This is a genomic window from Bacillus pumilus, from assembly GCF_003431975.1.
Taxonomy (GTDB): domain Bacteria; phylum Bacillota; class Bacilli; order Bacillales; family Bacillaceae; genus Bacillus; species Bacillus pumilus_N.
This window is the reverse complement of record NZ_CP027116.1, coordinates 646,143-662,351: the sequence shown is the minus strand read 5'-3', so window position 1 is coordinate 662,351 and position 16,209 is coordinate 646,143. Positions and strand designations below refer to the sequence as shown.

The 16,209-nt window shown below is 43.6% G+C and carries 14 protein-coding genes; 3 read left to right on the top strand and 11 right to left on the bottom strand.

What is annotated here, in order from left to right; genetic code table 11:
• Nucleotides 1–24: 24 nt before the first annotated feature.
• Genes C5695_RS03295 through C5695_RS03280 form a run of 4 tightly spaced genes read right to left on the bottom strand, consistent with a single transcriptional unit; the run spans nt 25 to nt 6,251 of the window.
• Complete coding sequence (locus tag C5695_RS03295; protein WP_117729144.1) at nt 25–1,212, bottom strand: CamS family sex pheromone protein; 1,188 nt, start codon at nt 1,210–1,212, stop codon at nt 25–27.
• Nucleotides 1,213–1,227: 15 nt separating this feature from the next.
• On the bottom strand, nt 1,228–3,234 hold the full coding sequence (gene ligA, locus C5695_RS03290) for an NAD-dependent DNA ligase LigA (protein ID WP_117729141.1): 2,007 nt from the start codon (nt 3,232–3,234) through the stop codon (nt 1,228–1,230).
• A 44-nt stretch (nt 3,235–3,278) separates the two neighbouring features.
• On the bottom strand, nt 3,279–5,501 hold the full coding sequence (gene pcrA, locus C5695_RS03285; RefSeq protein WP_117729139.1) for a DNA helicase PcrA: 2,223 nt from the start codon (nt 5,499–5,501) through the stop codon (nt 3,279–3,281).
• 57 nt (nt 5,502–5,558) lie between these two features.
• Nucleotides 5,559–6,251, bottom strand: a complete 693-nt coding sequence (locus C5695_RS03280) for a heptaprenylglyceryl phosphate synthase (RefSeq protein ID WP_117732991.1) — start codon at nt 6,249–6,251, stop codon at nt 5,559–5,561.
• Between the two features lie 273 nt (nt 6,252–6,524).
• On the opposite strand from C5695_RS03280, the gene C5695_RS03275 reads away from it, so the two are divergent.
• Nucleotides 6,525–6,905: a DUF2283 domain-containing protein gene (locus C5695_RS03275; protein WP_233230796.1), complete on the top strand. Its 381-nt coding sequence runs from the start codon at nt 6,525–6,527 to the stop codon at nt 6,903–6,905.
• Nucleotides 6,906–6,927: 22 nt separating this feature from the next.
• Here C5695_RS03275 and C5695_RS03270 read toward each other — a convergent pair whose 3' ends face one another.
• On the bottom strand, nt 6,928–7,158 hold the full coding sequence (locus tag C5695_RS03270; RefSeq protein ID WP_017366762.1) for a hypothetical protein: 231 nt from the start codon (nt 7,156–7,158) through the stop codon (nt 6,928–6,930).
• Between the two features lie 139 nt (nt 7,159–7,297).
• Here C5695_RS03270 and C5695_RS03265 point away from each other — a divergent pair, with 139 nt between their 5' ends.
• Nucleotides 7,298–8,902 carry an FMN-binding glutamate synthase family protein gene (locus C5695_RS03265; RefSeq protein ID WP_117729135.1) on the top strand — a complete coding sequence of 535 codons (1,605 nt, stop codon included), beginning with the start codon at nt 7,298–7,300 and terminating at the stop codon, nt 8,900–8,902.
• A gap of 199 nt (nt 8,903–9,101) precedes the next feature.
• Here C5695_RS03265 and C5695_RS03260 read toward each other — a convergent pair whose 3' ends face one another.
• On the bottom strand, nt 9,102–9,416 hold the full coding sequence (locus C5695_RS03260) for a YerC/YecD family TrpR-related protein (RefSeq protein ID WP_003214053.1): 315 nt from the start codon (nt 9,414–9,416) through the stop codon (nt 9,102–9,104).
• Nucleotides 9,417–9,968: 552 nt separating this feature from the next.
• Nucleotides 9,969–11,711, bottom strand: coding sequence for an adenine deaminase C-terminal domain-containing protein (locus C5695_RS03255; protein ID WP_117729133.1), 1,743 nt, complete (start codon nt 11,709–11,711; stop codon nt 9,969–9,971).
• Between the two features lie 124 nt (nt 11,712–11,835).
• Between C5695_RS03255 and C5695_RS03250 the strand changes: the two genes are divergently transcribed.
• On the top strand, nt 11,836–12,057 hold the full coding sequence (locus C5695_RS03250) for a YgaP family membrane protein (protein WP_060595694.1): 222 nt from the start codon (nt 11,836–11,838) through the stop codon (nt 12,055–12,057).
• Between the two features lie 28 nt (nt 12,058–12,085).
• On the opposite strand, the gene C5695_RS03245 is transcribed toward C5695_RS03250, so the two are convergent.
• The 4 genes from C5695_RS03245 to C5695_RS03230 are packed head-to-tail and all read right to left on the bottom strand — an operon-like array spanning nt 12,086 to nt 16,070.
• Complete coding sequence (locus tag C5695_RS03245) at nt 12,086–13,351, bottom strand: peptidase (protein ID WP_117729131.1); 1,266 nt, start codon at nt 13,349–13,351, stop codon at nt 12,086–12,088.
• Between the two features lie 14 nt (nt 13,352–13,365).
• A complete protein-coding gene (locus C5695_RS03240) occupies nt 13,366–14,031 on the bottom strand; it encodes a 3-oxoacid CoA-transferase subunit B (RefSeq protein ID WP_117729128.1) in 666 nt (221 codons plus the stop codon).
• Nucleotides 14,007–14,693, bottom strand: coding sequence for a CoA transferase subunit A (locus tag C5695_RS03235; RefSeq protein WP_117729126.1), 687 nt, complete (start codon nt 14,691–14,693; stop codon nt 14,007–14,009). The genes C5695_RS03240 and C5695_RS03235 overlap by 25 nt, the downstream gene beginning before the upstream one ends.
• Before the next feature lie 12 nt (nt 14,694–14,705).
• Entirely contained in the window at nt 14,706–16,070 is a 1,365-nt protein-coding gene (locus C5695_RS03230; protein ID WP_117729124.1) for an aspartate aminotransferase family protein, read from the bottom strand.
• Between the last annotated feature and the right edge of the window lie 139 nt (nt 16,071–16,209).

Here is a 16,209-nt window from a genome sequence, read left to right as displayed (position 1 = left end):
AAACCGCCAAAAGGCGGTTTTTATTTAGTCATATATATGGACGGTTGGTTCTTTGTCTTCAGCATTTTTCGTGATCAAGGCTTCTTGTTGATCTGATGATGTGATGTTAATTTCGATATTGGTACTCTTATAGTAATCCATCACTTCACCTGTTAAATATTGAGTGAAGGCTACGACTTCCGTTTTTCCGTAGAACTGCATTGGAATTTCAACTTTCATTTTTTGCAGGTTGCCGTTCTTATAAAAGCCTTTGCCTACGACTCCGGTGTAATTCGGGAAGTAGTCTTCGACCTTTGTCTTGAAGCGGTCAAATCGCTCAGAATCATCTTTGTAGCTGCTTTTCGCATTATCGGAAGGGAAGAATACATTCTCTTCTTTGATCGTATCCCAATTGCCGATATCAGCTGAGCCTGCTTTTACATCCGTTTTGGCGATAAAGTTTCCTGGCACAATGGATGATTTTGGTGCTTGTTTATAAAGGGCAATCATGACAGGCACTTTTTGCAGCCCGTCCATTTGACGAATTCGTTTGATCACTTGCTCAGCAATTTTTTCGCCTTCTGCCAATAGTTTTTTTGAATTTTTCGATGAATCGATCGTCACTTCTTGTTGTGGATCACCGATATTTTCGCGGTAATAGTAAACAGAGTTCAGTGCAAGACCGATCACAACTCCGCCAAGCTGTAAGCTGTTTTTATCTTTTCGAATTAAGTAATTATGCTCAAGCATTGAAGCTAAGTAAATTGGACTATTTTCATTTTTAGACTTTGTTGAACCTGAGTTTGGAAGGGCAGGATTTAAGCCTAAGTTTTTAAAGTCTTTGTCATCTTTTTCAGCTTTTTTCAGATCACTACCTGTTTTTTTGCGCGCAAGCCAGCTGAGAACAGTATCCTCATCTAAATGCTGTCCTTCTTGGAAAAGGTAGTCGTTTGTATTAAATGACTCTGTTGCGAGGCGCATCAGTCCTGTTTCAAATTCATCAATGTCTAAGCGTGTATTGAGACGCTCTGCTGTTAGTCCTCTTGCAGCTCCTTGTTTAAATGGTAGCACCATTTTGTAATAGGAGTCAGAGATATTATACATTGGGATGATGGCTGTTTCCTTCGTTTCATCCGTTTTTTGTGTGACCTCTTGTTCTTCCTTTCCCCCAAAAGGTGCACACGCTGACAATACCAATGAGAGCATTGTCAGCAGCAATAACAACTTTTTCAATAGAAAACACTCCTCTTATTTCTTTAGCTCCTCGAGCATTTTAGCTTCGTCCCATATTTCAATATTGAGTTCTTCTGCCTTTGTCAGCTTACTTCCAGCTGCTTCGCCGGCAATGACTAAGTCTGTTTTTTTACTCACGCTACCTGCTAACTTGCCGCCTAAAGCTTCGATCGCTGCTTTTGCATCGTTTCGCGGCATTTCTTCTAATTTTCCAGTCAGCACAATGGTTTTTCCTGCAAAGTAGGAATCACTTTCCACCACTTTCACAGGCTTTGGTCCTGTGTAGGTCATATTGACTCCAAGCTCTTTTAGCTCACGTAGCAGATCGAGTATTTCTTCTTTCTCAAAATATGTGACGACTGCATCGGCCATTTTCTCCCCAATTTCATCGACTTCGAGTAATTGTTCTTTCGTCGCTTGCTTTAATTGCTCGATGTCGCCGAAATGCATAGCCAAGGTTTTTGCCGCTTTAGAGCCAATAAATCGAATACCGAGTCCGAATAGTAAACGCTCAAGAGAATTTTCCTTCGATTGCTCAATCGAACGCAGTAAGTTGTCGACCGATTTTTCGCCCATTCGCTCAAGCTGAATGAGCTCTTCTTTCGTTAATCGGTAAAGATCAGACACGCGAGAAACAAGCTGTTCTTGGAAAAGCTGTGTAATGACACGCTCACCAAGCCCATCAATGTTCATCGCATTTCGAGAAACAAAGTGAATAAGTCCCTCACGTATTTGGGCAGGACATTCTGGGTTGATGCACCGCAAGGCCACTTCGCCTTCGATTCTCACCAGCTCACTATGGCACTCTGGGCATTCAGTCGGCATGTGAAACGGCTTTTCTTCTCCCGTACGCTGATCGATAAGAACGCCTGCAACCTCGGGAATAATATCGCCCGCTTTTTTCACAATCACTTGATCAAAATAGCGAATATCCTTTTCTTTGATCAAATCTTCATTATGAAGAGATGCACGCTGCACTGTTGTCCCTGCTACTTTGACAGGCTCAAGAATGGCCGTTGGTGTGATGACGCCTGTGCGCCCGACACTTAGTTCAATATCAAGCAGCTTTGTTACGACCTCTTCAGCTGGAAATTTGTACGCAACAGCCCAGCGGGGACTTTTTGCCGTAAAGCCGAGCTCTTCCTGCTGTGCTAGTGAATCGACCTTAATCACAATGCCATCGATTTCATATGAAAAATCGGCACGCTTTGTTTTTAAGGTTTCGATGAGATCGATCACTTCTTCAATCGTGTGGCACATCCGTCTTTCTTTGTTCGTTTTAAAGCCAAGTTCGTCGAGAAGATCAAGTCCAGCGCTTTGCGTTTCGACTCCGATTTCATCAAGCTCTGCTATACTGTAGACGAAGATATCAAGGTTTCGTTTCGCCGCAATTTTCGTATCAAGCTGACGGAGGGAGCCTGCAGCCGCATTACGCGGGTTCGCAAACGGCTCTTCTTCGTTTTGTAATCTTTTTTCATTTAATGCTTCAAAAGAAGGTTTTGGCATAAATGCCTCGCCTCTCACTTCGATCGACAGAGGACGTTTGATTTTGAGCGGGATGGAACGAATCGTTTTGAGGTTTTCAGTAATATCCTCACCCGTTGTCCCATCTCCACGCGTGGCACCTCGAACAAACACACCATTTTCATAACGGATAGAAACAGCGAGTCCGTCAATTTTCAGCTCGACATTGTATGCGACATCGTCACCGACAGCTTGACGAACCCGGCGGTCAAAATCAAGAAGGTCCTGTTCATTAAATGCATTCCCAAGACTGAGCATCGGTGTGCCGTGACGCACTTTTTGGAAGGCATCTAATACAGCGCCTCCTACTCTTTGTGAGGGAGAATCCGCTGCTTTTAAATCAGGGTGCTCTTCCTCAAGAGAGATCAGCTCACGCATCCGCGCATCATATTCAGCGTCAGGAACACTTGGACGATCAAGTGTATGATATTCGTAGTTGTATTGATTCAAAATCTGGTGCAGTTCCTCGATCCGGCGTTTCGCTGCTTCTTTATCCATCTGCTTCTTCCTTTCAATTCATCCGTTTTATAAGTCCTATCGGTTTATTGCTTCTCAATTGGCGCAAATGCTGCGAGTAGACGCTTAATGCCTGTAGGGCTTGGGAAGGCAATATCAAGCTCTGTGCTGTCTCCGCTGCCTTTTACACTCACAACCGTTCCAACGCCCCATTTTTTATGGGCCGCTTTGTCGCCCACAGCCCAGCCAATACTTCCGCCGCCTGTGTTTTGAATGGTTTGAGTTTGCGGACGTGAGACAGGCCCCCGTCTTTGTGGTCTTTCTCTTGTTTGGCCAAACGGTGTTTTCGTTTCTTTTTTCTCATTTAGGTTGTCCAATAAATCGGCTGGTATTTCTCGAATGAATCTTGATTCAAGGTTCATGTTCGTTCGGCCAAAGAGGGTCCTCATCTTGGCACTTGATAAATAAAGCTCTTCTTCTGCTCGAGTAATGCCTACATAGGCAAGGCGGCGCTCTTCTTCCATCTCTGCATCTTCCATTAATGAACGGCTGTGCGGGAAGACACCTTCTTCCATGCCCATTAAGAAAACAACAGGGAATTCTAGACCTTTTGCGGCGTGAAGAGTCATTAAGATGGCAGCATCCTTGTCTTCTTCCTCATTTTCATCCAGCTTATCAATGTCTGCGACAAGGGCGAGATCTGTCAGGAAGGTCACGAGAGACTTATCTTCATTTTGTTCTTCAAAGTTCTTAGTGACCGAGAGAAACTCGTCAATATTTTCTAAACGGCTTTGTGCTTCAATCGTTTTTTCAATCTTCAACGCTTCACGATAGCCTGTTTTTTCTAAAATTTCTTCTGTTAGTTCTGTGACAGATAAATAATCCTGCATATTCGTCATTTGATCAATGAGCTGTTTGAACTCATCAAGTGCATTGGTTGCTCTTGCACTGAGCCCAATGAAATCTACCTGACCAAGCGCTTCAAACATAGACAGGTCATTCATCTCTGCATACGCAGCAATTTTATCAACAGATGTCGCACCGATTCCACGCTTTGGTACGTTGACAATACGTGCAAAGCTAATGTCGTCATCTGGGTTAGCTACTAGACGTAAGTACGCCAAAATGTCCTTGATCTCTTTTCTGTCATAGAACTTTGTGCCGCCGACGATATTGTATTGAATGTTTGACTTCAATAATGTTTCCTCGATGACACGAGACTGGGCATTCGTCCGATAAAGAATCGCAAAGTCAGATAATTGACGCTTACCGCTCTGATAAAGCTGACGAATCTTTCCAGCAACAAATTGTCCTTCACCGAATTCATTATCAGCACGGTAATAGGCAATCTTCGCTCCTTCATCATTTTCTGTCCAAAGATTTTTCGGCTTACGGTTTGCATTGTTTTGGATGACGGTATTTGCGGCATGCAGGATACGTTTCGTTGATCTGTAATTTTGCTCAAGCAGGATCACTTCACTGGACGGATAATCTTTTTCAAAGGAGAGAATGTTTGTAATATCCGCTCCGCGCCAGCGATAAATAGACTGATCCGAGTCACCGACCACACATATATTTTGAAAACGCTGAGCGAGCAGTTTCACAAGCATGTACTGCGCTCTGTTCGTATCCTGGTACTCATCCACATGAATGTATTGGAATTTCCGCTGATAGTGCTCTAATACTTCTGGGATGCGCTCAAACAGACGAATCGTCATCATAATAAGATCATCAAAATCGAGTGATTGGTTTTTGAGCAACCGTTTTTGATAATCTGTGTAGACGTCGCTGACCACTTGATCATAGAAATCACCGGCTGTTTTGGCGTATTCCTCTGCGTCAATGAGTTCGTTTTTTGCACTGCTGATTGATCCTAAAATGCTGCGTGGATCAAACTTTTTAGGATCGATATTTCGTTCTTTTAAAATGTTTTTAATGACTGAAAGCTGATCAGATGTGTCTAATATAGAAAAGTTGCGATTTACCCCAATACGGTCAATATCACGTCGTAAAATACGGACACACATACTGTGGAACGTAGAGATCCAAATATCATCTGCGCCAGGCCCTAATATGGCTTGGACACGTTCACGCATTTCACGTGCTGCTTTATTTGTAAACGTAATTGCTAAAATGTTCCACGGTGCCACATGTTTTTCTGCCATTAAATAAGCAATTCGATGTGTGAGTACCCGTGTCTTTCCGCTTCCTGCTCCCGCCATCAAGAGTAGCGGACCGTCTGTTGCTTTGACTGCTTCTTTCTGCGCGTCATTCAGCCCTTCTAATAGATGATTTGATATTTCATTCATTCCATTCACCGCCAATTCGAACTTATGTTCTATTTTAACCCGTTTCGTCTTGTTTGACTATGATGACTTTTTGACTGCGTCAACTGTCTTTAATGCTTCTTTGAAATTGTCATAAATCACGTTTCCGACAACAACCACGTCTGCATGCTGCGCAAAGTCTGTTGCCTGCTTTGCGTTTTCAATGCCCCCGCCATAAAAAAGAACCGTTTCATGAAGCACTGCTTTTGTTTCTTTCACAAGCTCTATATCTCCAAGCGTCCCACTGTATTCTAGATAAAAAATGGGCAGCTTCATCAAATGCTCTGCCACTCTTGCATATGCCCTTACGTCATCAATATCCAGCGCTGTATTTGCCTCTGTGAGCTTGGCCGCTTTACACTCTTCATTTAAAATGACATAGCCTTCAGGTACAATCTCTTCCATGGATATCAAATCACCGAATTCCTTCATTGCGTCCTTGTGAAGCCCGACAATCCAGTCAGGATGAGAGCTGTTTAAGACGGTCGGGATGAAATACAGATCGAAGCCCGGCACAATCATCTCATGTGTTGAGATTTCAAGCACACAAGGCACTAGAAAGCGCCGAACCTTTGACATCAATTGGAGCACGTTGTCCTCTGTCACATGATCACTGCCGCCAATCAATATGGCATCCGTACCAGATTCACAAATCGCCTCCAACTGTTCATCGGATATTTCTTTATTTGGATCGAGTTTAAAGACATGCTTCCACTCGGTAACATCATACATGAAAAACGTTCCTCCATTCGTTTCATTCCATTTAAATATTATAACAAAATCAGTGACCGCAAAAAATGGGTAACCTCCTTCACCTAAAAGTTTCATTCTTTTGAAAATGGGCGATTTTAACTCTAAAGAAGGCTAATGGTGATTATATGGAAAGATTCACTTCAAGCGAAACTGAAGGAGGTCAATATATTGATACTGAACTGAAATACAAGCTGCTTCGTCTCATCACATGATATTATACAATAAAGGAGCATTTTACCATCAAAGAAGCAGGTGAATGATTTGAAAAGAACCATCTCATATGATCAAACGATCGACATTGGATACATATATCTTCTCCCGCCTGGAATCGGGACAATCAAAGAAACCATTGAATTAGACGTGAATGAATGTGTGAACGCTGATATCGACAAACAGGGCCGAGTGGCTGGGCTGGAGTTATTTGCAAAGGAAGCCGAGGTTTTGAAGCACACACCCGTTTATGAGGACGAGCTTTCATTACGTTTCACGGATCAGGAAGTTCTCTCAACCTATCATTTATCAGGTATTGAATTTCAATTCTCTACGCCTGATCACAATGGGCTGATCGGCATTACCATTGTCGATCCTCTTCGATATAACATCAAAAGAAAGACAAGAAAAAAACCGTTTTGAAAGGTCAAAACGGTTTTTTAAACTATTGTCTCACTTCATTAAAATAATGAACAGATGTCATGGCCCCTTCATCGACCATCTTGTTGTCTTGAATATCTAATGGATCAGGGTGACCCGCTTTTTCAGGAACCTTTTCATCTGAGCGGAACATGCTTGCCCACTTTTTCAGATGCTGTTTATTTTTTACTGCTAATAACACAGCACCTCCAACCCCTAATCCTGCAAGTACATACGCATTCGGACGCTTATTCATGTATGTTCCCTCCCCTTATGATCTTATTTGTAAGTTACCCCGCCCTTTTATTTCTAAACGTCACAATATGCTGATGTGGTTTCTCTTTCAATGAAAAGTGGAATAACAACAGTAATGAAAGAGAAAAGAGGGGATCTTCGTGACAACAACTTTAATTGTCATTGCTGCACTATTAGTCATTTGCTTGATCATACCGATCATTTTATTCATCTGGATTTGGATGAGGGATGAAAAACAGGAAGAGCACTCCGTCCTGAGAAATTATCCTGTCATTGGAAAGCTACGGTTTATTTTTGAAAAAATAGGTCCAGAGCTCCGCCAATATCTGTTTCTAAATGATCGAGAGGAGCTTCCTTTCTCGAGAAGAGAATATGAGCAAGCCGTCATGTCTGGAAAGTACAAAAGCCGGACGATGGGATTTGGATCAAAACGTGATTTTGACAAGCCTGGTTATTATATACGTAACGTCCTATTTCCAAAGCAGCGAGATGAATTACGCATCGATCAATCTGAAAAAATCCAAACAAAAGTGTATCAAATTGATCAAGACAATTTACTACGAAGAAGCGAACATACCAAAGAGACCGAAGCAAAGCCTTACTATCTCCATCAAGACGATGTACAAGTGATTGGCGAACACACATGTCAAAAGCCTTTTCGGGTGAAGGGCTTGATTGGTCAATCTGCCATGAGCTATGGATCTTTAGGAGACAGAGCGATCACAGCTCTCTCCTCTGGATTAAAAATGGCCGGCGGTACGTGGATGAACACAGGTGAAGGCGGTCTTTCTCCATATCACCTTAAAGGCGGCGCCGATATTATTTGCCAGATTGGTCCCGGTCTATTTGGTGTGAGAACAGAGGACGGCGCTTTTTCCTTTGAAGAATTTAAGAAAAAAAGCGAGCATGAAGAAGTCAAAGCCTTTGAGCTAAAGCTGGCACAAGGAGCAAAAACTCGCGGTGGCCACATTGACGGGGAAAAGGTCACCGAAGAAATTGCAAATATCCGTAAATTATCGCCTCACCAATCCATTGACAGCCCAAACCGATTTGAGATGTTCCACTCCATTCCTGACATGTTTGATTTCATTGAACAACTGCGAAGTATAGGAGGAAAGCCTGTCGGAATCAAGCTTGTTGTCGGACATAAAGAAAACATTGAAGAGCTTGCCGCGTATATGAAAAAAAGCGGAAAGCATCCTGATTTCATTACAGTGGATGGCGGAGAAGGCGGCACCGGAGCGTCCTTTCATGAATTAGCAGATTCCGCAGGACTGCCGATCTTCACGGCACTCCCAATGGTTCATCAAATATTGAAAGAATATGGTGTCAGAGATCAGGTGAAAATTTTTGCTTCTGGCAAACTACTCTCACCTGATAAAATTGCAATTGCCCTTTCCATGGGTGCTGATTTTGTGAATATCGCACGGGGCCTCATGTTTTCAGTCGGATGCATTCGCGCACAAGTATGCCACACGAATAAATGCCCAGTCGGGGTTGCTACAACTGATCCAAAGCTGCAAAAGGGGTTATCGATCGAAGAAAAGAAATATCGCGTCTGCAATTATATCCTGTCTCTTAGAGAAGGTTTGTTTAACTTATCCGCAGCCGCTGGCATTGAATCACCGATTCATTTTAATGAGAAACATATTATCTATAGACAAGAAAATGGCCAGACAAGTGAAGTGCCGGTATTTTCAGGTACACAGGCGTCTGCCCTAGTTGGAAAAAGGTTCGCGGAATGAAACGAAAGACAAATGAGATCGTCACTAGAATTGAGACAAGGACACAGGAATTTCCTACAAATATTAAACGAGGTTATTGAGATCCATGGTTTATAGGCGAGCTAAAGTAAAAAGGGATTTCTGATTCAGCGAACTTCATAAAAAAAACTGTAAACAACTCCATTCTTTCGAAAAAGGGTTGTTTACAGTGAAATCTGCATTATTTCGTTTCGTCATTTGCTTGCTGTTCTGCTACACGGTCAAGAGCCATCGTATAGGCATCGTTTCCGTAGTTCAAGCAGCGTTTGACACGTGAGATGGTTGCGGTGCTGGCACCTGTTTCCGTCTCAATTTTATGATACGTGTTCCCCTCACGAAGCATACGTGCTACTTCAAGACGCTGTGATAAAGATTGGATTTCATTGATGGTACACAAATCATCAAAGAATCGATAGCATTCTTCCAGGTCTTTAAGGGATAAGATTGAGTTGAATAACTGATCTAAGCTTTTGCCCCTTAATTTATCAATTTGCATCTTTATACATCTTCTCCTTTACTATTGGCACCGCTCGCACGACATTCTACGGAGAAAGCGGTATCTTTCCTGACTAATATTTTTCAACCTCAGCAATGAGCTTTGAACGAATCATGACAGGTTTGGTTCTACGCTGGAAATGCCGTCAGTTCTTTCGTAAGCCGAACCTTCTTTATCGTATACAAATTCGACAAGTTCTGTCATTTTCCTTGTTCGACAATCTGACAAACTTGTTTGCTTCCGATATTAAGAACACTTCTGCCTTAAATAGGTCTGCCCTAAAAAACAGGGTGTTTGGAAAGCTCGGCGAGACCAGAAATATGCGCCCCGCCTAGCTCAATCATTCAAAATATGTTGGTCGGCCAGCGTTAACCGACAGATTCATTTTTCAATCAGGGCATCTCACTCGTCATGTCAAAGCCCTCTGCTTTGTCGACAATTCCACATAAGCATTTTCGCTTACATAGCCGTGAAGAGATCAATCGCTCACTTCTGCTCTATAACAGCTGTCAGAAAGATGGCAAAGATGATACAGCTCCACTCTGTTATATTTTAACGCATTATAGACGGAAAGAGTACAGTTTTTTTCATGACATCAAATATTCCTCTTGGTGTCACTCGAATATACGGCAAATGGGTGCTTTGGAAAAAGACAAGTGTATCAATTGGACAATCAAATGGATAGCCTCGCTCAATGAGTAGCTCACGTAATGTTTGTATCTGCTGAAGAACAGTCTCAAACGGTTCAGCAGATGCACAGCCTGATAATTGAAGCGGGATTTCATGCAAAATTTTCCCGTTCTCTGTAAGAACGATTCCCCCGCCGATTTCTTTCATTCGCTTATGTGCAAGCATCATATCCTCTTTATTTTTCCCAATCACTAAAATGTCACCAGTCAGCGAAAATGAGCTGACAAAGCCTTGCACTTTACTTGCAAAACCTTTGAGCATCGTATTCACTCGCCACTCACCTTTTCGGTCAATCAGGCTAAAGAAACTTTGATCATGATCACACGACAGCTGGTTCACAGAGTTATCAATCTCCACTGTATAAGGCTCCATGATAACAGCATTTCTCATTTTGACACCTAGCGGCATGGAAAATTGCAAATCACTCATCGTCAGATCATAGCCTAGATCTAATGGAACAAGGCCGCCATTTTCCCATTTTGTTTCTTGAAATTGATGCTGGTTCTCGCCATCTAATTTGAGGATAACCCCTTTAGATATCACCGTTTCAGGATTTGGATTCATTGGATCATCTAACACATTTAAAGAAGCCAAACGTCCAGGACCGACAACACCTAATAGATCATCAATTTGATAGTACTTCGCAATGTTAAATGTCGCCATATTGTATGCATCAATGATAGGCACGCCTTTTTCAAGCGCAATGGCAATCAAACGATTAATCATACCCTCCTCATAAAAATGAGGTGCAGCGCCATCAGTTGTATAGAAAAAGTGATCATAGTGCCTAAAATCGCGCTCATGCAATTCTCTTAAAATGTTCACTAAATCTGGGCGGATGGACGAATGACGAAGAGAGACATGGTAGCCAAGAGACAAGCGTTTTAACACATCGTCCGCATTCATCGCTTCATGATCACTGTCCGCGCCAAACAGCTTCATTTTTGTTAGCGTTTTCTCAGAAGCTCCAGGGAAATGCCCTTCAATTCGTTTCCGCTGCTTCTTCGTTTCTTGCATGCAGTATAAAATGAGATCATCACCGTCCATCAATCTTGGCCAGCTTGTTAATTCGCCGCCTTGAAGAACGTCAGGATGATCAATCCATTCCTTACGATAGTTAATAGGAAGCATCTCATCTTCATATCTAACTTCAGTCTGAAGATCGTATCTAGACCACCAGAAATACTGAAATGGCTGCTGTTTTAATTCACACAACGTCGAAAGCGCTTTCTTTTCATTGCTTTGCAAAAGAAGAAATAAGTTATCGCTGACCATTGTTGTTGTGCCAAATTGAGACACATATTCTGCAAGTGATTGGGGATTATAAATATGGAACGGATGCGCGTGAGGCTCTATATACCCAGGCACAATGTATTTCCCTTCACAATCAATCACACGTTTAGCTGATTTATTTTGTGGAAGCTCTGCTCCGACATAAACAATTCGATCATCATGTATCCAAATATTTGCCTTCACCCATTGTTTTAAAAACGGGTTTAGCACGAGTCCATTCGTTAAAAGGAGTGTTGGAACTATTTTTGAGTCGACTACATCGATTTGTGTGCGGATGTCATTGTTTCTCCAATTAAAAGTACGTTCGGACATTCACATACTCTCCTTCATTTGTATTAGCCCTATCGTAACATAACGAACCACGTTACGCATTAATGAAACGTTACAATTTCTTGAAATCACACTTAAAATATTTAAAAAAGGAGATTTACCTTCAATGAAACCTAATCTCGGCTTAATGGAAGCGCTCATTCGAATTGCCTGCGGAATGACAATATGTACTGTAGCTGGTTCTTTATATGCTAGAAAACCATGGAGTAAAATGCTTCTTTTCAGCATCATGTGCGGCGGAATGAAACTGGCATCTGGTATTCTTCGTTTTTGTCCAGTGACGTATATGTGTGAGCAGCAGGACACACATAAAGAGAAGGCTGAGTGAACAGCCTTCTTTTTATATGATTTTCCCATCACTCTGCCGCTTCACACCATTCCACCATCGTACCTGCAATAATTTCTGCTGCTTCAATCACATGCTCAATATCGATGGATTCATTCGGAAAATGGGCAAGCTCTGTTGTTCCAGGTCCGAACACGATGATCGGGATACCTGCCGCCTGTGACAATAATCCGCCGTCTGTTCCCCAAGGAGCAGCTTCAACCTTTGGCGGCTCCTTCATGACTTCTTCATATTGTTCCTTCAATAGACCTAAAAGTGGATGATCCATATCGATTGAACCCGGAAGCCATCTTGCCCCAAACCACTCGACCTCGACAGGATGATCTTGGAACCACTCATCCTTTTCACCGAGTCCAGCCATCCACTTTTCTAATTCCTTCTCTGCCTGCTCAACCGTCTCACCTGGCATCACACCAAGTCTGCCCTCCATTGTGACGAGATCCGCTACAGAGGATGGCCAATCACCACCTTGAATTTTCCCCATGTTGATGGGGATTGGAATCGGGATATGCTGAAATAACGGTTCAGTGATGCGCTGATTTCGTTCTTCTTCAAGGGCTGCTATATGGGAAAGAACGATCATACTCTTTTCAATAGCGGAAACACCGTGATATCTTGTTCCACCGTGTGCTGCCCTTCCTTTAACATGCAGTCTGAACCATTTAGATCCCTGCTGTATCGGAAAGATTTTCATATGACTTGGTTCTGGTATGATGGCTGCATCTGCTGTATACCCTCTTAGTATGGCTGCAAGGGTACCTGCGCCGCCGCTCTCTTCTTCGACGACACTATGAAACACGACATCTCCTTTTAGCGGAATCTGAAGTGCATGCAGTGCCTCTAGTGCAAAGAGTAAAGAAACGTTTCCGCCTTTCATATCTGTTGCCCCGCGTCCATAAAGTCTCCCGTTTATGATATGCCCGCTGTAGGGTGGATATGTCCATTGTTTCCTATCTCCTTCTGGCACAACATCCACGTGCCCATTTAATAAAATGGATTTGCCGTCCCCTCTCCCCTTCAATCGTCCGGCGACATTGGGACTTCCTTTAAAGGAACGCCTCGGTGAATAGAAATACGGATGTTCCAGCAAGTCTTTTCCACCAATCTCCCAGACGTCTACATCAAAACCAATAGTGGACAGCTTATTTGCTACGATTTGCTGCACGTTTTGTTCATTCCCTTGGGTGCTTTCACATTGCACCATTTGCTGAAGAAGCGCTATCGCTTCATCTTGGTGCTCTCTCATCCAGCTTCTGATACGTGTGATTGGCTGCAAGTCAGTCATCCTTTCTACACAACAGATTTAACATCAGGCGCTAAAATTAAAGGTGCCTCTGTCGCTCTTATGACATCTTCCGGCTGATAAGGCGGCATGACTTCACGTAAAATGAGCAGCTGGGATTTAACCTCAATGACTGCCATGTCCGTAATAATGAGATCCACACAAGACTTAGCCGTTAAGGGCAATGTGCAGGCTGATTTCACCTTTGACTCACCGTGTTTATCAAGGTGGCTCATCACCACTACAACCTTTTTCGCCTTTTGCGCAAGCTCAATCGCTCCGCCCATTCCCGGTACTCGTTTACCCGGCACAATCCAATTCGCAAGGTCACCCTGACTGCTTACTTCAAGTGCGCCTAAAATGGTCATATCCAGCATACCTTTCCGAATGATGCCAAAAGCTGTTGCGCTGTCCATGTATGAGCCGCCTTTTGTTAACGTAATAGGAAAGCCGCCGGCATTGCACAAATTTGGATCTTCTTCCCCTTTTATTGGTGAGGCGCCTGCCCCCATAATGCCGTTTTCTGCATGAAGCCACACGCTGTAATGCGCTGGGATGTATTCAGCCGCAAGGGTTGGGATGCCGATCCCTAGATTGACGATCATGCCATCTTCAATTTCCTGCGCCGCACGTTTGGCTATGCGGTGTCTTAAGTCGTTGTCTCCCATGCCCATGTCCAGTTCACTCCTTTTGATTGCACGATCTGGTTCACAAATACGCCAGGTGTCACGATTTCTTCAGGATGAAGACTGCCTACAGGCACAATCTCTTCTACTTCCGCAATCGTCCAGTCTCCTGCCATCGCCACAAGCGGGTTTGTATTCCGTGCACTTTTATCAAAAATTAGATTTCCTGCTTCATCTGCTTTAAGGGCATTCACAATGGCAATGTCCGCAGTCAGCGCAGGCTCAAGGATATATGTCTTCCCGTTTAGCGGCACGAGCTGCTTCTCATCGAGATTGAGGCTATCCATGCCGACATCAGTCACAATGCCTGCTAAGCCCATCCCGCCTGCTCGGATTTTTTCTGCTAGAATGCCCTGCGGGTAAAAATGAACATCTAGTGTACCCGCCTGCATTTTCTGTCCGGCAATAGGATTTGAGCCAATATGAGAAGCAATGATCTTCTTGACTCTTCCTTCTGTGATCAGCCTGCCGATACCGATTTGCGGGAAACCTGCATCGTTTCCGATCAAAGTCAGATCCTTGATATTGGCTTCTAGAATGACGTCGACCAATGATGGTGGTGATCCTACGCCGCCAAACCCTCCAAACATGATGGTCATGCCGTCCTTAAAATGCGTAATCACTTCATCCACATTCACTGTTTTATTCATCAGCTTTCCTCCCTACATCGCAGATGGGAAAAACCCTCGATTGATGACTTCTTGTTCGACCTGCGTAATTGTCTGCTCAAATAACTGAATGAGTTCATCCATCTCCTGCTGCGTGATGGAAAGCGGCGGTGCGATCATAACCGCTGCACCTCCCACTCCATCCTCTCCAGCGCTTGCTGGGTAAACGAGCAAACCATTTTGCTTGGCTGTCTCAACGACTAAATGCGTCATTTGAGCATGGGCAGGAAATGGCGTTTTCGATAAACGGTCTGCAACAAATTCAATGCCAATGAGCAGTCCCTTTCCTCTCACATCTCCTATGATGGGATGATTTGTTTGCAAATCCTTTAAAGCATTCATTAAATATCGGCCAGACAGATCAGCTCGTTCAGGAAGCTGATGTTTTTTCAAATAACGAATGACCGCAAGTGAGACGGCTGCTGAAAGCGGATTGCCGCTATAAGTGTGACCTGCCATCACAGAGCCTGAACCGCTGAGAATCGGTGCGATGACGTGATCCGCTGAGACGGCTGCCGCAATTGGTGAATAGCCGGCACTCATGCCTTTTCCGAGTACCATAATATCTGGTATGACACCCCAATGTTCCATCGCAAACATTTTCCCAGTTCGTCCAAAGCCTGTCATGACTTCGTCTGCAATCATTAAAATGTCATTTTCCTCACAGACTCGTTTCATCGCTTCAAAATATCCATCTGGCGGAACAAGCGCCGCGCCCGCTGCTCCAACAATCGGCTCTGCAATAAAAGCCGCAATCCTCTCTTTTCCTATACGCTGGATGACGGTTTTAAATTCCTGGACATACCATTCGACCTGCTTGCCTTCATCCTTTGGCAGCCATGAACGATAGCTATATGGCGGAGACAGCACTGGGTGCTTTTCGAGCAACGGCTCAAAGCGCTCTCTCCTTGCAATATGCCCTGACATCGACAGCGCACCGAGTGTGATACCGTGATAACTCATCCACCTTGAAATGATGTGATTCTTTTCAGCCTTCCCCTGCTCCTGCCAATGCTGAATAGCGATTTTCATGGCGGTCTCCGTTGCCTCTGAGCCGCTTCCGACAAAAAAAGACCAGTTCAGATTACCTGGACAAAGCGTACTCAATTCATAGGCAAGTTCTTCTGCTGGTTCATTTGTAAATTGCGATCTGTACGTAAAGGTCACCTTTTCCGCTTGCTCGGTCATGGCATCAATGATCTCACGTATGCCATGTCCAACACTTGCCGTGACAGCCCCCGATGAGCCATCTATATATTTTTTCCCGTCCCGATCATATAAATAAATCCCCTCTCCTTTCACAGCCACAGGATAATGCTGATTCAATATCGGTTTGATTAAGTAATCCCGGGTCTCCACTTTGTCATTCCTCCCTCTCTCGTCAGCAGCTGCATCTTTCTTTTTTCATGAATCGCAAGAAAATTTTGTATACTTGTTATAAGATTAGCTTAATCAAGAGGGCAGTCATCCTCCATTCGCCACATGCCCGAATTTCACA